Here is a 22,193-nt window from a genome sequence, read left to right as displayed (position 1 = left end):
CCTCCTTGCAGGGATGAAAGGTGCGGCGCGCGTCAGAAGCGCGTGGCGCGATAGGGAGCGAGGTCGAGCGGCGGTGCGCGCTGCGCGACGAGATCGGCGACGATCCGGCCGGTGATGCCGGCGAGCGTGACGCCGAGATGCTGGTGCCCGAATGCGTGGATCACGCGCTCGCTGTCCCGTGCGCGTCCGATCACGGGCACGCCGTCCGGGAGCGTCGGACGGAAGCCGAGCCAGCTGCGGGTCGGCTTGCCGAGCGACGGCAGCGCTTCGCGTGCGGAGCGCGTGAGCAGCGCGATCAGCGAGCGGTTCATGCCGGCGTCGAATCCGCCGAGTTCGACGGTGCCCGCCGCGCGCAATCCTTCGTCCAGCGGCGTCATGTAGAAGCCGCGTTCGGCCCAGCCGACCGGCCGCGTGACGATCGGTTCGTGTGCGCCGAACTGCACGTGGTAGCCGCGCTCGGTGTCGAGCGGCACAGTGTCGCCGCACGCCGACGCGAAGGCGCGCGAGCGGGCGCCGGCGGCGATCACCACGTGATCGAAGCTGCGCACCGCGTGTCCCGCATGCACGTTGACGCCGTCGGCGACGGGCTCGATCCGGTCGACCTGCGTGCGTTCGAGCGTCGCGCCTTCCGTTGCCAGATGCGCGAACAGTGCGGCGAGAAATCCGCACGGATCGGAGAAATGCCAGCTGCCATGGAACAGCACGCCGCGCGTAAAGATCGGCGCGAGCGCGGGCTCGAGCCGGCGAATCCCGTTGGCGTCGAGCGTGTCGAACGGCACGCCGAACCGGCGTCGCAGCGCAAGCGCCGGCTGCGCTGCGTCGAACGACGCCTGCCGTGCGTACAGATACAGGCACTCGCGCGGCCGCACATACGCCGACAGTCGCGACGACGCGAGCAGCGGCGCATAGCCGTCGGCGGCGCGCGATAGCAGCGCGGCCAGTGCGGCGGCGCTGCGTACATGGCGTGCAGGCATCGATGCGGCGAGGAATCGCGCGAGCCACGGTGCGCCGTGCAACAGGTAAGGCCAGCGGATGCGCAGCGGACTGTCTGCGCCGAACAGGAAGTGCGGAATGTCGCGGAACACGGACGGCCCGTTGACGGGCACGCAGCCATACGGCGCAAACGTCCCCGCGTTGCCGAACGACGCGCCATGCCCGATGCCGGCCGGATCGAACAGCGTGACGCGATGGCCGTCGCGCTGCAGCCATGCGGCTGCGCCGAGCCCGATGAAGCCTGCACCCACGATGGCGACGTTCGCCATGACGCTCTCTCCTTCGGCACGCAAAACCCATACAAAGATGGGATAAAGAATCACACAGCAAATTTTTGTGTGCAATCAAAAAATGATTGTATGGCCTTGGCGTTTACCCGCTTCCAGCTGCCTGATTCGACAGACTTTTAGGCAGACGCTTGACCGGGAGGGGATGTCGGATACAATCGCTGAGCAAATCGAACCGGCAGACAAACGCTTTTTGTGTGGGTACAGGCGCTACATGGCAGCAGACAAACTTTCCGGCGAGCGCGATAGCGGTGCGCCAGCGCGGCCGAAGCGGCCGACCTATGTCGAGGTATCGAGCTCGATCGAGGCGGAAATCCGCAACGGCGTGTATCCGCCGGGCAGCCGCCTGCCGCCCCAACGCCAGCTTGCGACGGAACTCGGCATCAACGTGTCTACGGTGTCGCGCGCGTACAAGGAACTGCAGTTGCGCGGGCTCGTGATCGGCAGCAAGCGACGCGGGTCGCTCGTGACCGGCGGGGCGATGCCGAGCATCGAGCCGGCGCGTGCGTCGCTCGCGGCCGGCAGCGGCGTGATCGACCTGACGGTGAACCGGCCGGCGACCGGCGAGTTTCTCGCGAGTCTCGCGCAGACGTTCGGCGCGCTGCCGGCCGATCCGCGTTTCGCGTCGCTGCAGGAATACCAGCCGCCGCAGGGCCCCGACTGGGCGCGCGCGGCCGGCGCGCAGTGGCTCGCCGCACCCGGGTTCGCGCCGTCGCACGACCAGGTGGTCGTCACGAGCGGCGCGCAGCACGGCCTCTATGCGGTGCTGAACAGCCTGATCGGCACCGACGGCGTGATCGTCGCCGACCGGCTCACGTATTACGGACTGAAGGCGCTTGCGCCATTGTTCCAGTTCGAGATCGTCAGCGCGGCGGCCGACGACGACGGCCTGCTGCCCGACGAGATCGAACGGATCTGCCAGCGCATGCCCGTCAAGGCCATCTTCGTCGTGCCGAACCTGCAGAACCCGACGGTGACGACGATGAGCCTTGCACGCCGCATGGCGCTCGTCGATATCGCTCGCCGCCATCATGTGACGATCATCGAGGACGACGTGTACGGGCCGCTCGTGCGCGATCGTCTGCCGGCGATCGCGGGATTGTGTCCCGAGCTCACGTTCCACATCGGCGCGACGTCGAAGATACTCGCACCGGGCCTGCGCCTCGGCTATCTGAGCTGTCCGCGCGACAGCGTCGCGCTGTGCGCGGAGGCGGTACGCACCACCGCGTGGATGCCCGCGCCGACGTCGATGCTGATCGCGACGGTATGGATCGAGAACGGGACCGCCGAGCGGATCATGGGCGCGCAGCAGGCGGAAATCCGCGCGCGCGTCGACCTCGCCCGGGAGTTGCTGCCGGCAGGCCAGCTGAAAGCCGATCCTGCGTGCATGTTCGTGTGGCTGCGGCTGCCGCCGCCGTGGCGCGCCGACGACTTCGCCGCGAACGCAAAGGCGCGCGGCGTGATCGTGATGCCGTCGTCGACATTTGCCGTCGATCGCGCCGAGATCGAGCACGGCGTGCGCATCAATCTCGCGTGCCCGGCGACGCGCGACGAACTCGTGAACGGACTGCGGATTCTGGGCGGCACGCTGAAGGATCGGCCGCGCGCGCTGTTCGGTTCGATCTGACGGTCGACGTTCACGTCGATTGCTCTTCGGCGCGCTCGCCTATCCGCCGCGGCAAGCGGTTCGGCGTAACGCAGCGCGCCGCTGTGCGCACCGTCGGCGGCGAGCGTATCGCCGCTCGTGCTCGTGCTCGTATCCCGCCGGGCCGGGCCGGCGTTCACCTTTCACACGGCGCTTCGATTGACAGGCTGCGGCGCCGTTTGCCAAAGACGGCGTCCGTGTACCGCCACCGGTCAATCTCCGTGCGCCCGGCGCGCAGTGCGATCGTTTGCACGTTCGACGCGGCGGCGGACAGCAGTCGCGCGCCCTTCGCGCTGGCGTGTGCGCGGCGCGAGCGGGCCGCCGTGTCGGTCCGGAACCGTGCTCCTCGCAGCACCGAACCGCCGAGCGCGGTCCCGTGGGGGGCGGTACACGGGCGAACGGCCCCGCCTTCACGCGGCAACCTTACGGTCCGAACTCCATCGGCCACGGGCCACGGGCACCATTCTCCAGATGTACAGTTCGCCATCTCAAGCCAATTCGCGCGGAACTGTACTCTTGTACGCGCGTTCAATGTGTGTGCTCGTCGCCAACTGTTCTTCTTCTAAGATTCCATCATCAAGTGCACAGTGCCGCGAGTCCGGACATCTCGGGCCTTCCGGCGCACCTTCAAAGGCGAGCTACGGCGATGGAAAAGGCGACATCAGACAGCGCAATCGGGCGTCACGACAGCCCGGCCGACGGGCAGACCACGCGCGCGTCGAACGCGCACGGAGCGGCGGCGCGCATGCGGACGCCGGCGGGGCGTACGCGATGAAGCTCTACGAAAAACTCGCGGACGACATCGAGCGCCTGATCCGGCAGCGCGTGTATCGACATGGCGACCGGATTCCGTCGGTACGTCAGGCAAGCCAGCAGCACCGGCTCAGCATCACGACCGTGCTGCACGCATACCTGCTGCTCGAAAGCCGCGGGCTGCTGGAGAGCCGTCCGCAATCGGGTTACTTCGTGAACCTGCGCAACGACGACGGCCACGCGCTGGTGCGTGAACTGCGGCCGTCGAAACCGATCGCGATCTCGTCTTCCGTGGACATGAGCCGGCTGGTGCTGTCGACGCTGCGCTCGATCGCCGCTGACGACGCGGTGCCGCTTGGCTCGCCGTATCCGGACCCGAGCCTGTTCCCGTTCGAGAAGCTGAATCGATACGCGTACGCTGCCGGCCGCGACCAGTCGCTGCGGGGGCTGACGGACGGACTTCCGCCTGGGCATCCGCGCCTGATCCGCCAGATCGCACGACGCTATCTGGAGAACGGGATGTCGGTGGATCCGAACGAGATCGTCGTGACGGTCGGCGCGACCGAGGCGATCAACCTGTGCCTGCAGGCGGTCGCGAAACCGGGCGACACGATCGCGGTGGAATCGCCGACGTTCTATGCGATGCTGCACGCGATCGAGCGGATGGGGATGAAGGCGATCGAAGTGGCCACGCATCCGGAATACGGAATCGACATCGCGGCGCTTGCGGCAATTGCGAAGTCGCAGCCGATCGCCGCGTGCATGGTGATGCCGAACTTCCAGAACCCGCTCGGGTTCCAGATGCCGGACGGCCGCAAGCGCGAACTGGTCGAGTTCGCAACCAAATCGGACATGCCGATCATCGAGAACGGTGTGTATAACGAACTGTATTTCGGCGATGCGCACCCGAGCACGCTGAAGTCCCATGACCGCAACGGGATCGTGCTGCACTGCGCGTCGTTCTCGAAGAGCCTGACGACGGCGTACCGGATCGGCTGGGCGTTGCCGGGCCGTTATCGCGATCAGGTCGAGAAGCTGAAGTTCCTGAACACGCTGGCGACGCCGCCGCTGCCGCAGCTCGCGATCGCCGAGTTTCTTGAACGCGACGGCTACGAGCATCACCTGCGACGTTTGCGCAAAGCATATGCGCAGCAGGCGAATTTGATGCGCGCGATGGTGTCGCGGTTCTTTCCGGAGGGCACGCGCATTTCGAGCCCGGCGGGCGGGTACGTGTTGTGGGTCGAGTTGCCGCCGACGGTCGATGCGATGCGCCTGTACCAGCTCGCGCTGGAGCAGGGGATCACGATCGGGCCCGGCTACATGTTCTCGATCACCGACAACTACCGGAACTTCATCCGGCTGAACTACAGCAGCCCGTGGTCGCCGGAGATCGAGCAGGCGGTGATCTCGGTCGGCAAGCTCGCGGCGTCGTGCATGCGGTGACGCACGCGTCGGTTCACCCGGCAGACACTGCGGATTGCCGTGTCCTGCATCGGGGCCGCGCGCATGTCGCGTGCGGTGCGCGCTTGGCTGCATGCACGGCGCTCATGAAACCTTGCGTCTCGTCTGCCGTACCTGCAGCCAGATCGCCGAGATCAGAAAATAGATTGCGCCGACCGCCGCGTACCCCGCGATCCTGCCGATCGGCTGCGGCGCGGCAGCGTGGCGCTGCGCGAGGAAGAACAGGCCGGCCAGCGCAGATTGCGCGCCGCTCAGGATCATCGCCCACTGCGCGCCAAAATGCTTCCAGCGACGGACGGCGGTGCCGAGCTGCAGTACACCGGAGACGATCGCCCACGCACCGAATACCGCGAGCACGGCGCCCATTCCGGCATTCAGCGCCGGAACCACCGCGACCGTCGTGATTGCGCTGATCGCGACGTTGACGGTCTGCGTGCGGTTACTGGCCATCCCGCCGCTGCGTTCCCCGTCGACGAAGTTGGCCACAGCGTCCCAGGCCGGATAGACGACGAGCAGTATGGCTGCTGCGGCTGCGCTTTGGCGACCGACGGAAAAAGCCAGCACGACCCAGATCGCCGAGAATATCGCTCGCGAAAAATAATATCGCTTGAGCCATTGCTCTTCGCCGGGACGACTGAATTCAGGGTAACGATCAACCATTTGCGCTCCTTGGTACGCCGGGCCATCGTTCCGGCCGGCGTGACGGTTTCAATGATCGGCACGTCAACGCGACGGGCTTTCCACCGTTCGAGTATCGCCATCGTCCCGGCTGTCCACCATCGGTCAGATGACCGAGGGCGGGCGATAGGCGCGTCACGGCACGCGGCCGACGTGCAATCGCTCACGGTTGCGGTCGTCCGCAACGCGCGCTTGCGCGGGGCGCGAGCTCATGCGCGGCTCGACATCGTCGCGTATGATCGTTTGCTCGTTCAGGTGAATTTCTTCGCTCCATCCGATGTTCGACGCCGAAGCACCGCACGCGCCGCTGCGCATATTCGACTCCGTCAGGGCGCTGGCCTTTATCGGCGATCTGAGTATGGGGCAACCGACCGATCATTCTCTGCGTACCGCCTGGCTGGCGGTGCGGCTCGCGGAAGCGACAGGGTTCGACGCTGCGATTTGCGATACGGTCCGCGAGGTCGCGCTGCTGCGTTGGTCGGGCTGCACGGCTAACGCGGCCGGTTTCGCGCAGTTGTTCGGCGACGACGTCGCTATCCGCAGTTCAATGCTCGAAAGCAGGGCCGGCATGGCCGAGGCGCTCGGGCGCGCCGGCGCCGCGATGTTGCCGCTTGCGCGGATTCACTGCGAAGTCTCGGGCGAAGTCGCACGAATACTGGGGCTGTCGAACGCGACGGAAACCGCGCTGCGTCACATTTTCGAAGCGTGGGATGGCAATGGACTGCCTGCGGGGCTCGTGCATGAACAGGTCCCGGCGCCCGTGTCGATCGTCGCGGTGGCGGGCGATCTCGAGGTGTTCAGTCGTGCGTACGGTGTCGATCGCGCGCTGGAATTGATCGGGCAACGCGCGGGAGCACGCTATCCGGCACCCGTCGCCGGGATGGCGGCGTGCCAGGCCGGCGGCTGGTTGGCGGAGCTCGCGCGCATCTCGATCGACGCGTTCGAAACCGAATTGATCACGGCCGACATGCAGCGCGCGACGTCGGCAGAGGTGATCGCCGACATCGTCGATCTGAAACTGCCGTGGATGACCGGTTTTTCGCGATCGGTCGCGGCGACGGCAGCCATGTGCCATGCCCGCCTGTCGTCGGACGATGCGGCGCGCGAACTCGTCTACCGGGCCGGATTGATTCACGGCATGGGCCGGGCCGCCGTGGCGAACGGCGTGTGGAATCTGCCGACGCCGTTACCTGCCGGCGCCTGGGAAAAGGTGCGTCTCGTGCCCTACTGGACCGAGCGTGCGGGCCGGCAGACCGGTGCGTTGCGCGAAGCCGCGATGCTCGCGTCGCATGCGTACGAACGGCAGGACGGTTCCGGCTATTTTCGCGGTGTGCGTGCTCCGGCGCTGGCGCTGGAAGCGCGTGTGCTGGCGGCGTCGGTGGCGTGGGTTGCATTGCGCTCGGCGCGTCCATGGCGCGCGGCATTGAGCGACGCCGCGGCCGCGAACGTGCTGAAGGAAGAAGTCGCACGCGGCCGGCTATGTGGCGAAGCGGTGAGTGCGCTGCTGTCGGAGAAGGCGCCTGCCATCCCGCGTGGCGCGCGTCGCGCGCAGCATGACGGCCCGCGCCTGTCCGCGCGGGAAATCGACGTGCTGCGCGCGATTTCGCGAGGCGCAAGCAACAAGGCGGTCGCGCAGGCGCTGAACGTCAGTCCGAGCACGGTGCGCACCCACGTCGAGAACGCGTTCCGCAAGCTCGAATGTTCGACGCGCGCCGCGGCGACGCTGAAGGCATCCATGATGGGGCTGCTCTGACGAGACCGGCATTGCGCAGGCTTCGCAGCGCCGTCGCGCATGCGAGCGACGGTGCCGGACCGCCATCGGGCGTTACTCGGCGGGCGCGAGCGCTTCCGCGATGCACCGGTCCGGTTCGATATCGGTGAACGCGTCGACATCGGCCATGACGCGCGCCGTCTCCGGGGACGCGAACGCGGCATCCAGCGCGGCCCGATCGCGAAAGCGGCACATGGCGACGACGATCAGTTCGCTGTCCTCTCGTGACGGGAAAAACGCGTCGATGTATTCGAGCCCGTATTGCCTCCAGGTTTTCTCGACCAGCGGGATATGCTGCTCGACGTAATAGCGGGAATCGAACCGCGTGCCTGCGGCTCGGCGATAGGAAACGACGAAGTACATGTGCATCCTCCATGTCGGACCGACGGAACAAGCGGCATCGTGCGGCGCGGCGCACGACCGGTTTCAGGCGGCGGCCGGCGTCACGGCCCGTTGCGTTCGGTGCGGAAAGCGGTTGGGGTGTGCGCGGGGCGGCGCGCGGCCGATGTCCGGCCGAGCGAGATGCCCAACCCGGCGCCGATGCTCAGGAAGAACGCGATACCGAGAATCGCGACGATGAACGCGTGCGCAATCGCGGCGGGATCCTGGCGCGAGCCGAGGACCGTATAAAAAATGCCGCCGATGATCGCGACGCTGAGCGACGTGCTGACCTGCAGCGTCGAACTGGCGATGCCGGCGATCATGCCCGACAGCGCTGGTGCGACGCGGCCGGTGACCATTCGCATCAGCGTCGGCAGCGCGAGCCCTTGCCCGAAACCGATGATGAACAGAACGGCGGCAAGCGGGATCGCGGCGAGCGGCATGCCGCGCGGAGTCGCGGCGATCAACCCGGCCAGGCCGACGAGCCCTGCGACCTCGAGACCCATGCCGAACGGATTGACGTATGCGCCGAGGAAGCGCGAGCAGTACGGCGTCGACAAGGGCCCCAGCAGAAAGCCTACGCCGAAAGGCAGGAACACGAGGCCCGCGCTGAGCGCATCGACATGCAACGCGCTTTGCAGATAGATCGAAAACAGCAGGAAGAACGCGCCGATCGAGTACAACAACAGCGCGATCAGCAGCGCGCGGCCCAGACCCGGTGCGCGCAGCGCGGCCGGATCGAGCAACGGGGCGCCGCCGCTGCGGGCGAGCCGGCCCTCGTAGCGCCAGAAGAACCATCCGAGCGCCGGTACCGCCATCAGCGACAGCCACGCCAACACAGGCCAGCCTGCGTCGCGCCCCTCGATCAGCGGCACGACCAGCGCGCCCAGCGTTGCCATCGACAGCGCCGTGCCGCCGAGGTCGAGCTTGCGCGCATGCTGTGCGCGCGTTTCCTTCAGCAGCGGGATGCCGAACAGCACGACAAGGATCGCCAGCGGCAGGTTGACGAGGAAGATCGTCCGCCAGCCGAGGCCAAGCAGGTTCAGCGAAATCAGAATGCCGCCGAGTGCCTGCCCGACGACCGCGGCGAGGCCGAAGACCGCGCCATACAGGCTGAGCGCGAGCGGCTTTTCCGATTCGGGGAAGATCGCCTGGATCGACGCGAGCGCCTGCGGTGCCATGATGGCCGCCGTCAGACCTTGCAACGCACGGCCCACGATCAGTGTCCACGGCGAACTCGCGAGGCCGCACAGCACCGATGCCGTCGCGAATCCGAGCAGCCCGAGAAAGAACATGCGTCCTCGCCCGAACAAGTCGCCGAGCCGCCCGCCGGTAATCAGCGTCACGGCGTACAGGCCCGCGTACGACGAGATGACGAATTGCTCGGCCGAAGACGATGCGCCCAATTCCGCCCGGATCGACGGGAGCGCAACATTGACGATGAAGAAGTCCAGCGGAGGCAGGAATGCGCCGACGAGCAGGACCGAGAACATTGCCCAGCGCCGCGGGTCGGGCGAGACAGAATCGCTTTGGGTCATGGGTGAGCCTCCATATGGGACCAATCAGTTCCAAATTGGCCAAAAAAATTAATCGAGAACGCGCATCGTGTTGTCGACGAGCGCGAGCATGTCGGCTTCCGATACACCGGTTTTGCCGAGTACGCGCATGCCCTCGACCTGGCAGACGAGGAAACGTGCGAGCGCCTGTTCGTCGCGTTCGGGAATCTCGCCGCTTGCCTGTCCGCGCACGATCGCACCGGCATAAAGCTGCTGCAAACGGCGGAACATGCGTGCCGTGCGTTCCGCGACATCCGGATCGCGGGACGCCATTTCAGTAGTCATCGCGACCGCGAGACACCCGCGCCGGCCGGCCTCGCCGACGGACAGGCGCGCATAGCGCAGCAGCGATTGCCGAATGGCGTCCTTCACCGCGCCCGGCTGCGAGAGGAGGTCGGCTGTTGCCTTGAGCCCGTCGGCCATATACAGGTCGAGCGCCGCCAGCAGCAGTCCTTTCTTGTCGCCGAACGCCTTGTAGAGGCTGCCGCGCGACAAGCCGGTGCCTGCGATCAGATCCGGCAGCGATGCGCCTTCGTAGCCGCGGTCCCAGAAGACCTGCATCGCGTCGCGCGCGGCATCGTCCAACTCGAATTCGCGTGGACGTCCAAGACTGGTCGGATGTGCCATGAGTGAAATCTCGTGCAATTTGGCGTGATTATATGGATCAATCGGTTCCTATGTCAACGTGCATATCCGGCCGGGGAGGGATGACCGCATTCCAGTGATCCCGCCGGCAATCATTCACGATCAAACCGGATGGGCAAAAAAAACGCCGCAGGCATTCAGCCTGCGGCGCTAGTGAGTGTCGCCACGACGGGAGCGACCCGCCGCAGCGCGACAGCACGCTTAGATCTGCACGGTGTCGGCGACTTCCTTGAAGTCTTCGATCTGGTCGAAGTTCATGTACTGATAGATCTTGTCGCCGTTCGCGGTGAGCACGCCCATGTCGGCCATGTACTCTTCCTTGGTCGGGATCTTGCCCAGACGCGAGCAGATCGCCGCCAGTTCCGCCGAACCGAGGTACACGTTCGTGTTCTTGCCCAGACGGTTCGGGAAGTTGCGGGTCGACGTCGACATCACCGTCGCGCCTTCGCGCACCTGTGCCTGGTTACCCATGCACAGCGAGCAGCCCGGCATTTCGGTGCGCGCGCCGGCCGTGCCGAACACGCCGTAGTGGCCTTCTTCCGTCAGCTGCTTCTGATCCATCTTGGTCGGCGGCGCGACCCACAGCTTGACCGGAATGTCGCGCTTGCCTTCCAGCAGCTTCGACGCGGCACGGAAATGACCGATGTTGGTCATGCACGAGCCGATGAACACTTCGTCGATCTTCGCGCCGGCGACTTCGGACAGCGTCTTCACGTCGTCCGGGTCGTTCGGGCATGCGACGATCGGCTCGTGGATGTCGGCGAGGTCGATCTCGATGACGGCCGCGTATTCGGCGTCGGCATCCGGCGCGAGCAGTTGCGGGTCGGCCAGCCACTGTTCCATCGCCGCGATGCGACGCTGCAGGCTGCGCGGATCCTGGTAGCCCTGCGCGATCATCCACTTGAGCAGCGTGATGTTGCTATTCAGGTATTCGATGATCGGTTCCTTGTTCAGGCGCACCGTGCAACCGGCAGCCGAACGCTCCGCAGACGCATCCGACAGCTCGAACGCCTGCTCGACCTTCAGGTCCGGCAGCCCTTCGATTTCAAGGATGCGGCCCGAGAAGATGTTCTTCTTGCCTTGCTTCGCGACGGTCAGCATGCCCTGCTTGATCGCGTACAGCGGGATCGCGTTGACGAGGTCGCGCAGCGTGACGCCCGGCTGCATCTTGCCCTTGAAGCGGACCAGCACCGATTCCGGCATGTCGAGCGGCATCGTGCCGGTGGCGGCCGCGAACGCGACCAGGCCGGAGCCTGCCGGGAAGCTGATGCCGATCGGGAAGCGCGTGTGCGAGTCGCCGCCGGTGCCGACGGTGTCGGGCAGCAGCATGCGGTTCAGCCACGAGTGGATCACGCCGTCGCCCGGACGCAGCGCGATGCCGCCGCGCGTGCTGATGAAGTTCGGCAGCGTCTGGTGCGTCTTCACGTCGACCGGCTTCGGATAAGCGGCGGTGTGGCAGAACGACTGCATCACGAGGTCGGCGGAGAAGCCGAGGCACGCGAGGTCCTTCAGTTCGTCGCGGGTCATCGGGCCCGTGGTGTCCTGCGAGCCGACGGACGTCATCTTCGGTTCGCAGTACGTGCCCGGACGCACGCCCTGGCCTTCCGGCAAACCGCACGCGCGGCCGACCATCTTCTGCGCGAGCGAGAAGCCCTTGCCGCTGTCGGCCGGCTGGTGCGGCAGGCGGAACAGCGTCGACGGCGGGAGGCCGAGCGCTTCACGCGCCTTCGCGGTCAGGCCGCGGCCGATGATCAGCGGAATGCGGCCACCGGCGCGCACTTCGTCGAACAGCACGTCGGACTTCACCTGGAATTCGGCGATGACCTTGCCGTCCTTCAGCGCCTTGCCTTCGTACGGGCGCAGTTCGACCACGTCGCCCATGTTCATTTGCGACACGTCGAGCTCGATCGGCAGCGCACCGGCATCTTCCATCGTGTTGTAGAAGATCGGCGCGATCTTGCCGCCGAGGCACACGCCGCCGAAGCGCTTGTTCGGGACGAACGGGATGTCCTGGCCGGTGAACCACAGCACCGAGTTGGTGGCCGACTTGCGCGAGGAGCCGGTGCCGACCACGTCGCCCACGTACGCGACCAGGTGACCCTTTTCCTTCAGCGATTCGATGAACTTGACGGGGCCGCGCTTGCCGTCTTCTTCCGGCGTGATGCCCGGGCGCGCGTTCTTCAGCATCGCGAGCGCGTGCATCGGGATGTCGGGGCGGGTGGTGGCGTCCGGCGCCGGCGACAGGTCGTCGGTGTTGGTTTCGCCCGTGACCTTGAACACGGTGATGGTCAGGCTTTCCGGCACTTCCGGACGGCTCGTGAACCATTCGGCGTCGGCCCAGCTCTGCAGCACGGCCTTCGCGTGCGCGTTGCCCTTGTCGGCGAGTTCCTTCACGTCATGGAACTGGTCGAACATCAGCAGGGTTTTCTTCAGCGCGTCGGCGGCTACGGCGGCCACGGCTTCGTCGGACAGCAGCTCGATCAGCGGCTGGATGTTGTAGCCGCCGAGCATCGTGCCGAGGAGTTCGGTCGCGCGTTCGCGCGAGATCAGCGGGCATGCGGTGTCGCCCTTCGCGACGGCGGCCAGGAAGCCGGCCTTCACGCGAGCGGCTTCGTCGACGCCGGCCGGAACGCGGTGGGTGATCAGGTCGAGCAGCGTCTGCTCTTCGCCGGCGGGCGGGTTCGTCAGCAGTTCCACCAGTTCGGCGGTTTGCTGGGCCGTCAGCGGCAGGGGAGGAATACCGAGCGCGGCGCGGGCGGCCACGTGAGCACGAAAGTTTTCAAGCATGGGGGGACCTGCTGAGATTGCGTTTCAGGGGAAGGGCTTTCCAGGCACGCCGAGGCTGCTGTTCCGGACACTGCTTCACTGCTTGGACGGGATTCTAATCGCAATATGGTCACGCGTCAAATGTCTTATGTCTTATATAAGAGTTGGGGCGGAACGTGGAGAAGGGCCGGATCGTGTTTGCCCGAGAGGCGGAGGGGCGCGACGGCCGGTGGAGGCTTGCGCAACGTGAATCGAAGCTTTGGGGAGGGAGTGCCCGGCCATAGGCGCGATCAGCCCGACGTCACCGGTTCTTCAACTATCCGGAACAGGGCGGTCGGTCATTCGCGCCGCTGCGGGGCGGCCGGCGCTGCTCGCGATACAAGCGCGCGAATCGATGAGCGAAGATCCGGCGCGACCGTCGGCCGGGCGCTTCACGCTCCCCGCGGGGGAGGAACCGGATGTCGAGCGGGGGGCTACTGCATTCTCCGGCAAGGCAAACGCCCGTCGGCCGGACTGGATTTCATCTGGCGGGCCCGACGGGCGGGAGGCGGCGTTGAGCGACGGTCTGTGCCTGTGCGCATGCCCAGGCTCGCCCAGGCTGGTGGCGTCGCAGTCGATGTCGTACACCGATGTGCGAGTCGACGCATCGAGTGCCTCATCCGCCCGTTACGGGCGGAAAGAACGCCACCTCGCTGTCCTCCCGCACGACGAACCCCCCGGCCACCATCTCCAGATTCACGGCAGCACGCACGGGCCGGTCCATCCGCAGCGCTTCCGCGCTGCGCGCGTCGCGTGCGGCGAGCATGCCGCGCAACGCGTCGACGGTGAGCTCCGATGCGTCGATTTCGACGGCTTCTTCTTCCACGTGTAGTTGTTCTCGAATGCTCGCAAAGTATTTGATCGTCAGTTTCATCAGGTTATCTCGAGCGAAATCGCTGCAATCGAAACGGCATGGGGGCGCGTTCAACCCCATCGGCGCATCGCGTGATCGTCATGCGCCTTCGGTGCGACCCAGCCGGCCGCGCCGTCGTGCCGGATTTCCTTCTTCCAGAACGGCGCATGCGTCTTCAGGAAATCCATGACGAATTCGCATGCGTCGAACGCCGCCGCGCGATGTGCGGCAGCCACGACGACGATCACGACCGGATGGCCGAGCGGAATGCGTCCGACGCGATGCACGATCTTGACCGCTTCGAGCCGCCAGCGCGCGCTTGCTTCCTCGACGATGCTCCACAGGGCCTGCTCGGTCATCGTCGGATAGTGCTCGACTTCGAGCGCGATCACGTCGTCTACGTCGCCTTCATTGCGCACGACGCCAAGGAAGTTCACGACCGCGCCGACATTCGGATTGCGCGCGATTGGCGCGATTTCGGCGCCCGGGTCGATCGGGGCGTACTGTACGCGCACCTCGAAGCCGGCCGCGATCGCGGGCGGCGGTCCCGCATGCGGATCGCACGGTTCCGAATGAGCGCCGCCTGGCGACGCATCGTCGGGCAGCGCGGCACGGGATTCGGTGAAACTCGTCATGACGGTTCTCCAGTTAGCGGTGCGCGCCGTCGCGCGGCAGCCGTCAGCCGCCGACGAGCGACATGCGCACGGTCGGATAGGTCTTGCCGGACGGCCGGGCCGCGCGTGCGGCCCGTCGCTCGGAATAGCCGTCGTCGCGCAGTGCCCATTGCGCGCGTACGGCGTCGGCGAGACGGTCGAGCGATGCCCCCTCGTCGAGCCACGGCCGCAGATCGGTGCCCTGCGTCGCGAACAGGCACGTATAAAGCCGTCCGTCGGCCGATACGCGCGCGCGCGAGCACGTGCCGCAGAACGGGTGCGACACGCTCGCGATGAAGCCGACTTCGCCCGCGCCGTCGATGTGCCGGCAGCGGATCGCGGTGGCGTCATGGCCCGGCTCGCCGATGAGCACGAGCGGATAGCTGCGTTCGATGCGGTCGCGCATCTGCGCGGCCGACAAGACTTTATTGCTTGCCCACGCACTGGCGCCGCCGACGTCCATGTATTCGATGAAGCGCACGGCCACGCCGCTGTGACGAAAGTGCCGAACGAGCGGCAGGATCTGGTCGTCGTTCTTGCCGCGCTCGATCACCGCGTTGACTTTCAGCGGCGCAAGCCCGACGGCCTGAGCGGCCTCGATGCCGGCCAGCACGCGCGCGACCGGCACGTCGGCATCGCTCATCCGGCGAAACACCGCATCGTCGATCGCATCGAGGCTCACGGTCACCCGGGACAGGCCTGCATCGCGCAGCGATCGTGCCTTTGCGGCGAGCAACGAACCGTTGGTTGTCAGTGCGAGTTCGACGCGCTTGCCGTCGATGGTCGTCAGCGACGCGAGCCGCTCGATCAGCGCTTCGAGATTGCGGCGCAACAGCGGCTCGCCGCCCGTGAGGCGAATCTTCCCGACGCCGAGCGACACGAACGCGCGTGCGACGTTCTCGAGCTGCGTGAACGACAGCCGCTCGGAAGACGGCATGAACGCGTAGTCGGGCCCGAAGCTGCTGCGCGGCATGCAGTAGCCGCAGCGAAAATTGCACTGGTCGATGACGGACAGCCGCAGATCGTGCAGCGGCCGCCCAAGCGTGTCGAGGGGGCGATGGAAGCTGCCCGGCGATGCGCCGTCGGTCGAAACGGCGGACGGCGCGGCTGAAGCGATGGCATTCACGATCGGTTCTTCGGTTTGTATGAAGTGAGCGGAACGGCGTCGCCGATCGGCGGCGTGTGCGCCGGCACGTCGGCACACGAGTCGTGGCGACGCTCATCGTCAGCATAGGCGGCCGGACGTCGTCGGCAGAGGCACAATCGGGCGGGAAATGCGGGAATACAGTTCGTCGCCGTGCGGACATGAGCGGCGACGGTCGCACGAATACGGATGCTCGCGCGAAGCCGGTGTGCGAACACGTATTGCGGCAGCGCGTCGCCGCGTGCGATATGTCGGCCCGCAGTTGCGAGATCCCGTTCGCCCGCACCAACGACTGCAGCGCGCGATGCTGTCGATTCCGCACACGCCGCACACGCCGCACACGCCGCACACGCCGCACACGCCGCGCCCGGCCAGCGCCCCGGCATCGGCGGCGCATCGCGCGACCGGAACGGATTTTGCGCGGCGGGGCGCGGTGTCCCGTTCGGTCGCCCGGAGCGGCCGGCGAGTCGATGGTCCGGGCTTTCGCGCGCGCGGCGAACATCCGGCGTTGCAGCGCCGAAAGCAGTACAGCCGACGGGCCCCGGCCCTCGAAACGGCGATTACGTGCACACATGGTCGGCCGGCGGGAAAGCACAGTTTCAGCGCACGTTCGCGCGATTGCGAGTATCGTTCGAAACGCGATATCGTCATTCACGCTTTGTTGCCGTGCACTGCGATCCATCGAGGTTTGCACGTGCCGCCGCCAAGCCGTCGCGCGATTTCCCGCTTCAAGCCGACGTCCTCACAACCACGAGCAAATTTCGGTCATGGAAATTTTCGATGCGTTCCATCTCGCACGATTGCAGTTCGCGTTCACGGTGTCGTTCCACATCGTGTTTCCGGCGATCAGCATCGGCATGGCGAGTTTCCTCGCGGTGCTTGAGTGGCGTTATCTCGTCACCGGCGACGCGGCCTACAAATCCATGTTCCAGTTCTGGTCGAAGATCTTCGCGATCGGCTTCGGGATGGGCGTCGTCTCCGGCGTCGTGATGGCCTACGAGTTCGGCACGAACTGGGCCGGCTTCTCGCGTGTTGCGGGCAACGTCACCGGTCCGCTGCTCACTTACGAAGTCCTGACGGCCTTTTTCCTCGAAGCCGGCTTTCTTGGCGTGATGCTGTTCGGCTGGCAGCGCGTGAGCCCGCGTGCGCACTTCTTCGCGACGCTGATGGTGGCGGTCGGCACGCTGATCTCGACGTTCTGGATTCTCGCGTCGAACAGCTTCATGCAGACGCCGCAGGGATACAAGATCGAGAACGGCCTCGTCGTGCCGGTGGACTGGTTCAAGGTCATCTTCAACCCGTCGTTTCCGTATCGCCTCGCGCACATGACGATCGCCGCGTTCATCGTCGCAGGCTTCATCGTCGCTGCTTGCGGCGCGTGGCACCTGCTGAAGGGGCGTCGCGACGAACCGGTGAAGCGCAGCTTCTCGATGGCGTTGTGGATGCTGCTGTTGCTCGCGCCGATCCAGATCTTCGTCGGCGATGCGCACGGGCTGAACACGCGCGAATACCAGCCCGCGAAGATCGCCGCGATCGAGGGGCTGTGGGAAACCGAGAAGGGCGGCACTGCGCTGAACCTCGTCGGCCTTCCCGACATGCAGGCCGAGACGACACGCTATGCGATCCAGGTGCCGCACCTCGGCAGCCTGATCCTCACGCACAGCTGGAACGGCGAGATTCGCGGGCTGAAGGAATTCCCGCCGCAGGATCGTCCGTACTCGCCGATCGTGTTCTGGACCTTCCGGATCATGGCCGGCCTCGGGATGCTGATGCTGCTCACCGCGTTGCTCGGCCTGCTGCTGAGAAAGGGCGGGCGCCTGTACGAAACGCGCTGGTTCCAGTGGTTCGTCGTATGCATGGGACCGTCGGGCATCGTTGCGCTGCTGGCCGGCTGGATCACGACCGAGGTCGGGCGGCAGCCGTGGACCGTCTACGGCGTGCTGCGTACCGTCGATTCGGTCGCGCCGCTCAGTGCGCAACAGGTCGGCGTGTCGCTGCTGATCTTCGTGATCGTGTATTTCCTCGTGTTCGGAACGGGGGTCTATTACATGCTGAAACTGATGAAGCGCGGGCCGGCCGCGCATGCCGGATATATCGAGCTGCACCGGCATCCGGGGCTGCGCAATAGCGCGCTGTCCACGCCGCTGAACGTCACTGAAGCGGAGTAAGCGATGCACATCGATCTTCCTGTCGTGTGGGCCGCGATCATCGGCCTCGGCGTGTTCATCTACGTGATGCTGGACGGCTTCGACCTCGGCATCGGCCTGCTGTTTCCGTTTTTCGACGCGAAGGCCGAACGCGAAGTGATGCTGAATACCGTCGCGCCGGTGTGGGACGGCAACGAAACGTTTCTCGTGCTTGGCGGTGCGGGGTTGTATGGCGCGTTCCCGGTCGTCTATTCGACGCTGTTGCCGGCCAACTACCTGCCGCTGATCCTGATGGTGATCGGGCTGATCTTCCGCGGCGCGGCGTTCGAGTTGCGCGCGAAGGCGAACCGTACGCAGCATCTGTGGGATCTTGCATTCATCGGCGGCTCCGCACTCGCCGCGTTTTGCCAGGGGATCACGCTCGGTTCGCTGCTGCAGGGCATCCGGATCGTGGACAACCAGTTCGCGGGCGGGCCGTTCGACTGGCTGTCGCCGTTCAGCCTGTTTTGCGGGATCGGCGTGCTCGTCACCTATGCGACGCTCGGTTGCGGCTGGCTGATCCTGAAGGTCGACGGCGAACTGCAGCGCAAGATGCGCTTGCTGATGAAGCCGCTCACGGGCGTGCTGCTCGCGGTGATGGCCGTGGTCAGCCTGTGGACCGTGATCGGGCTGCCGGCCGTCGCACACCGCTGGTTCGGCAGCGGCAATCTCGGGTGGTTCCTGCCGGTGCCGGTCCTCGTCGTCGCGTGCGTGTGGGGCATCTTTCGCACGGTGAAGCGCGAGCATGAAGCAACGCCGTTCCTGCTGACGCTCGCGCTCGTATTCCTCGGCTACACCGGGCTCGTGATCAGCATCTGGCCGAATATCGTGCCGCCATCGTTGACGATCTGGGACGCATCGTCGAGCCATTCGAGCCAGCTGTTTGCGCTCGTCGGCACCGTGATCGTGCTGCCGATCATCCTCGTGTACAACGCAATGCAGTATCGCGTGTTTCGCGGCAAGGTGCGCGAGGGCGACCCCGGCTATCACTGAGCGGCGAAAAGCCGTTGACGCAGGGCGCGGACCCGCGGGCTTATCATCACGCGAACGCGCGGTGCGTCGCGCCGCCTGCCAGGCATCGACGCGACAGCGGCCCGCCCACGCGCGGGCCGTCGTGCATCGGGCGCTCGAGTAGTACGTATTTCATCGGCAGTCGAGACAACCTCATGATCGTCAGACCACGACAAAACTGGCTCAGGATGCTGTTCGTATGGAACGGCTCCGTGCTGCAATCGATCATTCCTCAACTGACGTTCATGGCGATCGTCAGCACGCTGGCGGTCTTCACGAACGGGCGCATCTTCGGCGAAAAGATTCCGCTGAACACCGCGCCGTTCACACTGTTCGGCCTTGCGCTCGCGATCTTCCTCGGGTTTCGCAACAACGCGAGCTTCGAGCGTTTCAAGGAAGCGCGGCACCTGTGGGGAAATCTGCTGATCGCCGCGCGCGCCGTGACGTCGCAACTGCATCGCTACTTGCCCGACAGCGTCAGCGACGCCGAGCGCAACCGGCTCGCCGATCTGCTGATCGCACTCGCGTATGCGCTAAAGCATCAGTTGCGCAATACCGATCCGTCGGAGGACCTGCTGCGCATTCTCGGGGCCGAACGCACGGCAGCGCTCGGCGGAAAATGCTATAAGCCGGTCGCGATCCTCGACGAACTGCGCGGCGGCATCGTCCGTGCGCTCGGGCGCGCGCCCGGCGCCGACACGACCTGCTGGATGTTCGACATGCAACTCGATGCGCTAGGCAAGTCGATCGGCGGTTGCGAGCGGATCCTGTCGACGCCCATTCCGTTTTCGTACAGCGTGCTGCTTCATCGCACCGTCTACGCGTATTGCGTGCTGCTGCCATTCGGGCTCGTCGATTCGACGGAGTTCTTCACGCCGCTGATCTGTGTGTTCATCTCTTACACGCTGATTGCGCTCGAAGCGATCGCGAACGAAGTGGCCGAGCCGTTCGGGCTGGCGCCGAATGCGCTGGCGCTCGATGCGATGACGCGCACGATCGAGCGGTCGGTGCTCGAAATCGGCGATCGGCCGTTGCCCGACGAGTTCGCGCCGGCGTCGACGTATCAGATCACGTAGGCGGCGGCCGGCACGGCGGCGTGCGGCGTCCTGACGTGGAGCGAATAGATTCTGTCACTCCAGAATCCCCATGGGGCCGTGCTCGGGCATCACCTCGTTCTGGCTCGCCATCCATTACCAGAGCGGGATTCCGAACGCGCCCCATCGGTCGGCTGCCGATGTTCGAGTGCCAGACATGCCAGTGTTACTTCAGTCGCACAGCCGACACGCCGCTCCGCGAGAAGCGTCTCAAGAAGCTGGTTTATCACTACAGCGCTATCGCCTATTCCAACCCGGGTTCCGCGAAACGCGAAACGCGAAACGCAGGACCGCGGGGAGCCGGATCGAGGCCGTGGGCAACGCGGCTGCGCGACGGCACGAGCGATCAAGACAGCGCGTGGCGGCGACTGACGCGCACGGCATCGCGCGGTGACGTTTTGCGCCGGACGAATGCGGGCGAATAGTGCGCGGTGCATCGTCGCCCGGTCACGTTCGGCGCGTGCGGCGCCTCCGGCGGCGCGCACCGCTCAATCGAAATACGTGAGCCCCATCGCGCCTTTGACCTCAGCCAGCGTCGCACCAGCCACGTCGCGCGCGCGCAGCGTGCCGCGCTTCAGGATCGCCATCACTTCCGCCCTGTCGGCCTCGAATTCACGCCGCCGCGCGCGGATCGGCTCGATCAGCGCCTGCAGCCGCTCGTTCAGTACGCGCTTCACGACGCTGTCGCCGAGGCCGCCGCGGCGATAGTGCGCCTTCAGTTCGTCGACTTTCTGCACGTCCGGCTCGAACGCGTCGAGAAACGTAAATACGACGTTGCCTTCGACCTGGCCGGGATCGCTCACGCGCAGATGGTTCGGGTCCGTGTACATGTCCTTCACGGCCTGCGCGATTTCGTCCGGCGTCGCGCCGAGTGTGATCGCATTGCCGAGCGACTTGCTCATCTTCGCCTTGCCGTCGATGCCCGGCAGGCGGGTGACAGCCGACAGGACGGCCTCGCATTCGACCAATACCGGCCGCTCGACAGTCGCATTGAAGCGGCGCACGAGTTCGTTGGTCTGCTCGATCATCGGCAACTGATCGTCGCCGACGGGCACGTGCGTCGCCTTGAACGCGGTGATGTCGGCGGCCTGGCTCACCGGGTAGGTGAGGAAGCCGGCAGGAATGTCGCGCTCGAAGCCGCGCAGGCGGATCTCTTCCTTGATGGTCGGATTGCGCTCGAGGCGCGCGACCGTGACGAGATTCAGCAGGTACTGCGACAGCTCGGCGAGTTCGGGCACCTGCGACTGGACGACGATCGTCGAAATCGCCGGATCGATGCCGACGGCGAGATAGTCGAGCGCGACCTCGATCACGTTCTCGGTCACGCGCTGGCGGCGGCCCATGTTGTCGGTCAGCGCCTGGGTGTCGGCCAGCAGCAGGAATTGCGTCGCTTCGTGCTGCATCTGCACGCGTGCACGCAGCGAGCCGATGTAGTGGCCGAGATGCAGCGGGCCGGTCGTGCGGTCGCCGGTGAGGATGATCGGGCGGGCGGATTGCGTCATGGTCGTCGTTGGCTCCGGTTGTCGAAGCCGCCAGCCATGATGTCAGCGCAGAAATGCGAATGCCGCCATGGCTGGCGGCATCACGTTTGGGATATGCAAAAGGAAACGGGCCGCCGCGGTCAGGCGCGCCACCAGCGATGCACGTTCAGCGAGGCGGGTCGGGTTTCCATCGCGCAAGTATAGCGCAGCGCGTGCGCGGCCGCGTGGTCAGCGGATCACGGATTCCATCGCGAGATACGCGATTTCCGCAGACGGCCACAGCAAATACAGCAGGCCGGCCATCAACAGCAGCGCGCAGGCTCGAATCACCGGCGTTCGGTCCTTGTCGCGCAGGTTGACGATGTGCTGCTTCAGTTTCTTCATGCTTGCTGGCGCAACGTGCGCCACTCCAACGGTTGCTGAAGGCGCCGCAGCGGGGAGTTGCGGGTTCTACCGGGCTGCGGTGCCGTTCGCCGCGCTGTATCGCTTGGGGGCGGCAGCCGCGACGGGGGGAACAACGAAAAAAGCGAACCAGAGGTCCGTTGCTTGCGGTCGAGGCCGAGGCGACCGGCATCCTAACAGGTTGGCGGGACGGACACAGTCAAGAATTGTGGGGAACGGCCATCGCCCGGGGCAGGCGGCGCCGCAAGCACGGCTTCGTCGCGAACGAGCAGGTTCGATGCCGCTGTCGCCGTGGCATGCTTGCGCCGCTTGCATTGGCCGTCTCCCCCAGCTTTTTTCTCGTCAACAACCACAAAAAACATCATTTCGCCCATGCTGACCTGTCAGCAGAATG

At 65.8% G+C, this 22,193-nt stretch carries 17 protein-coding genes; 6 read left to right on the top strand and 11 right to left on the bottom strand.

The genetic code is table 11. The features are described 5' to 3' along the window. Positions 1–32: 32 nt before the first annotated feature. Positions 33–1,262, bottom strand: coding sequence for an NAD(P)/FAD-dependent oxidoreductase (locus tag WK25_RS16990; protein ID WP_069242169.1), 1,230 nt, complete (start codon positions 1,260–1,262; stop codon positions 33–35). 232 nt (positions 1,263–1,494) lie between these two features. Between WK25_RS16990 and WK25_RS16985 the strand changes: the two genes are divergently transcribed. Next, complete coding sequence (locus WK25_RS16985; protein WP_069242168.1) at positions 1,495–2,907, top strand: PLP-dependent aminotransferase family protein; 1,413 nt, start codon at positions 1,495–1,497, stop codon at positions 2,905–2,907. 789 nt (positions 2,908–3,696) lie between these two features. Next, complete coding sequence (locus tag WK25_RS16980) at positions 3,697–5,121, top strand: PLP-dependent aminotransferase family protein (RefSeq protein ID WP_038570637.1); 1,425 nt, start codon at positions 3,697–3,699, stop codon at positions 5,119–5,121. Positions 5,122–5,223: 102 nt separating this feature from the next. Here WK25_RS16980 and WK25_RS16975 read toward each other — a convergent pair whose 3' ends face one another. After that, positions 5,224–5,799, bottom strand: a complete 576-nt coding sequence (locus WK25_RS16975) for a DUF308 domain-containing protein (protein WP_069242167.1) — start codon at positions 5,797–5,799, stop codon at positions 5,224–5,226. Positions 5,800–6,094: 295 nt separating this feature from the next. Between WK25_RS16975 and WK25_RS16965 the strand changes: the two genes are divergently transcribed. Then, positions 6,095–7,570, top strand: a complete 1,476-nt coding sequence (locus WK25_RS16965) for an HD domain-containing phosphohydrolase (RefSeq protein WP_069242166.1) — start codon at positions 6,095–6,097, stop codon at positions 7,568–7,570. A gap of 72 nt (positions 7,571–7,642) precedes the next feature. On the opposite strand, the gene WK25_RS16960 is transcribed toward WK25_RS16965, so the two are convergent. The 7 genes from WK25_RS16960 to moaA all read right to left on the bottom strand — a co-directional run bounded on the left by WK25_RS16960 (position 7,643) and on the right by moaA (position 15,628). Beyond that, the gene (locus WK25_RS16960) at positions 7,643–7,951 is read right to left on the bottom strand and encodes an EthD family reductase (RefSeq protein ID WP_038570625.1); all 309 of its coding nucleotides are present in this window, start codon (positions 7,949–7,951) and stop codon (positions 7,643–7,645) included. A gap of 80 nt (positions 7,952–8,031) precedes the next feature. Continuing rightward, on the bottom strand, positions 8,032–9,507 hold the full coding sequence (locus tag WK25_RS16955) for an MFS transporter (RefSeq protein ID WP_069242165.1): 1,476 nt from the start codon (positions 9,505–9,507) through the stop codon (positions 8,032–8,034). Positions 9,508–9,555: 48 nt separating this feature from the next. Next, a complete protein-coding gene (locus tag WK25_RS16950) occupies positions 9,556–10,152 on the bottom strand; it encodes a TetR/AcrR family transcriptional regulator (RefSeq protein ID WP_038570611.1) in 597 nt (198 codons plus the stop codon). Between the two features lie 219 nt (positions 10,153–10,371). Continuing rightward, positions 10,372–12,957 carry a bifunctional aconitate hydratase 2/2-methylisocitrate dehydratase gene (acnB, locus tag WK25_RS16945; protein WP_038570610.1) on the bottom strand — a complete coding sequence of 862 codons (2,586 nt, stop codon included), beginning with the start codon at positions 12,955–12,957 and terminating at the stop codon, positions 10,372–10,374. A gap of 634 nt (positions 12,958–13,591) precedes the next feature. After that, the gene (gene moaD, locus WK25_RS16940) at positions 13,592–13,849 is read right to left on the bottom strand and encodes a molybdopterin converting factor subunit 1 (RefSeq protein ID WP_038570608.1); all 258 of its coding nucleotides are present in this window, start codon (positions 13,847–13,849) and stop codon (positions 13,592–13,594) included. Between the two features lie 50 nt (positions 13,850–13,899). Beyond that, positions 13,900–14,463 (bottom strand): molybdenum cofactor biosynthesis protein MoaE, encoded by a 564-nt coding sequence (locus tag WK25_RS16935; protein WP_069242164.1) that lies wholly within the window; start codon positions 14,461–14,463, stop codon positions 13,900–13,902. A 43-nt stretch (positions 14,464–14,506) separates the two neighbouring features. Beyond that, positions 14,507–15,628 carry a GTP 3',8-cyclase MoaA gene (moaA, locus tag WK25_RS16930; protein WP_069242448.1) on the bottom strand — a complete coding sequence of 374 codons (1,122 nt, stop codon included), beginning with the start codon at positions 15,626–15,628 and terminating at the stop codon, positions 14,507–14,509. Positions 15,629–16,392: 764 nt separating this feature from the next. Between moaA and WK25_RS16925 the strand changes: the two genes are divergently transcribed. The 3 genes from WK25_RS16925 to WK25_RS16915 all read left to right on the top strand — a co-directional run bounded on the left by WK25_RS16925 (position 16,393) and on the right by WK25_RS16915 (position 19,898). After that, positions 16,393–17,793, top strand: a complete 1,401-nt coding sequence (locus WK25_RS16925; protein WP_038570602.1) for a cytochrome ubiquinol oxidase subunit I — start codon at positions 16,393–16,395, stop codon at positions 17,791–17,793. Between the two features lie 3 nt (positions 17,794–17,796). Beyond that, positions 17,797–18,804, top strand: a complete 1,008-nt coding sequence (cydB, locus tag WK25_RS16920; protein ID WP_038570600.1) for a cytochrome d ubiquinol oxidase subunit II — start codon at positions 17,797–17,799, stop codon at positions 18,802–18,804. Positions 18,805–18,977: 173 nt separating this feature from the next. Next, on the top strand, positions 18,978–19,898 hold the full coding sequence (locus WK25_RS16915; protein ID WP_069242163.1) for a bestrophin family protein: 921 nt from the start codon (positions 18,978–18,980) through the stop codon (positions 19,896–19,898). A 506-nt stretch (positions 19,899–20,404) separates the two neighbouring features. Here the strand turns inward: WK25_RS16915 and trpS are convergent. After that, positions 20,405–21,418 carry a tryptophan--tRNA ligase gene (gene trpS, locus WK25_RS16910; protein WP_038570596.1) on the bottom strand — a complete coding sequence of 338 codons (1,014 nt, stop codon included), beginning with the start codon at positions 21,416–21,418 and terminating at the stop codon, positions 20,405–20,407. A 207-nt stretch (positions 21,419–21,625) separates the two neighbouring features. Continuing rightward, positions 21,626–21,781, bottom strand: coding sequence for a hypothetical protein (locus tag WK25_RS31745; protein ID WP_167432656.1), 156 nt, complete (start codon positions 21,779–21,781; stop codon positions 21,626–21,628). Between the last annotated feature and the right edge of the window lie 412 nt (positions 21,782–22,193).

Source organism: Burkholderia latens (assembly GCF_001718795.1).
Lineage (GTDB): Bacteria > Pseudomonadota > Gammaproteobacteria > Burkholderiales > Burkholderiaceae > Burkholderia > Burkholderia latens_A.
This window is presented reverse-complemented; position numbering and strand designations above follow the sequence as displayed.

What these genes read in the sequence shown, in the direction of transcription:
- WK25_RS16990 (WP_069242169.1), bottom strand. Translation starts at nt 1,262, where the DNA reads ATGGCGAACGTCGCCATCGTGGGTGCAGGCTTCATCGGGCTCGGCGCA.
- WK25_RS16985 (WP_069242168.1), top strand. Translation starts at nt 1,495, where the DNA reads ATGGCAGCAGACAAACTTTCCGGCGAGCGCGATAGCGGTGCGCCAGCG.
- WK25_RS16980 (WP_038570637.1), top strand. Translation starts at nt 3,697, where the DNA reads ATGAAGCTCTACGAAAAACTCGCGGACGACATCGAGCGCCTGATCCGG.
- WK25_RS16975 (WP_069242167.1), bottom strand. Translation starts at nt 5,799, where the DNA reads ATGGTTGATCGTTACCCTGAATTCAGTCGTCCCGGCGAAGAGCAATGG.
- WK25_RS16965 (WP_069242166.1), top strand. Translation starts at nt 6,095, where the DNA reads ATGTTCGACGCCGAAGCACCGCACGCGCCGCTGCGCATATTCGACTCC.
- WK25_RS16960 (WP_038570625.1), bottom strand. Translation starts at nt 7,951, where the DNA reads ATGTACTTCGTCGTTTCCTATCGCCGAGCCGCAGGCACGCGGTTCGAT.
- WK25_RS16955 (WP_069242165.1), bottom strand. Translation starts at nt 9,507, where the DNA reads ATGACCCAAAGCGATTCTGTCTCGCCCGACCCGCGGCGCTGGGCAATG.
- WK25_RS16950 (WP_038570611.1), bottom strand. Translation starts at nt 10,152, where the DNA reads ATGGCACATCCGACCAGTCTTGGACGTCCACGCGAATTCGAGTTGGAC.
- acnB (WP_038570610.1), bottom strand. Translation starts at nt 12,957, where the DNA reads ATGCTTGAAAACTTTCGTGCTCACGTGGCCGCCCGCGCCGCGCTCGGT.
- moaD (WP_038570608.1), bottom strand. Translation starts at nt 13,849, where the DNA reads ATGAAACTGACGATCAAATACTTTGCGAGCATTCGAGAACAACTACAC.
- WK25_RS16935 (WP_069242164.1), bottom strand. Translation starts at nt 14,463, where the DNA reads ATGACGAGTTTCACCGAATCCCGTGCCGCGCTGCCCGACGATGCGTCG.
- WK25_RS16925 (WP_038570602.1), top strand. Translation starts at nt 16,393, where the DNA reads ATGGAAATTTTCGATGCGTTCCATCTCGCACGATTGCAGTTCGCGTTC.
- cydB (WP_038570600.1), top strand. Translation starts at nt 17,797, where the DNA reads ATGCACATCGATCTTCCTGTCGTGTGGGCCGCGATCATCGGCCTCGGC.
- WK25_RS16915 (WP_069242163.1), top strand. Translation starts at nt 18,978, where the DNA reads ATGATCGTCAGACCACGACAAAACTGGCTCAGGATGCTGTTCGTATGG.
- trpS (WP_038570596.1), bottom strand. Translation starts at nt 21,418, where the DNA reads ATGACGCAATCCGCCCGCCCGATCATCCTCACCGGCGACCGCACGACC.
- WK25_RS31745 (WP_167432656.1), bottom strand. Translation starts at nt 21,781, where the DNA reads ATGAAGAAACTGAAGCAGCACATCGTCAACCTGCGCGACAAGGACCGA.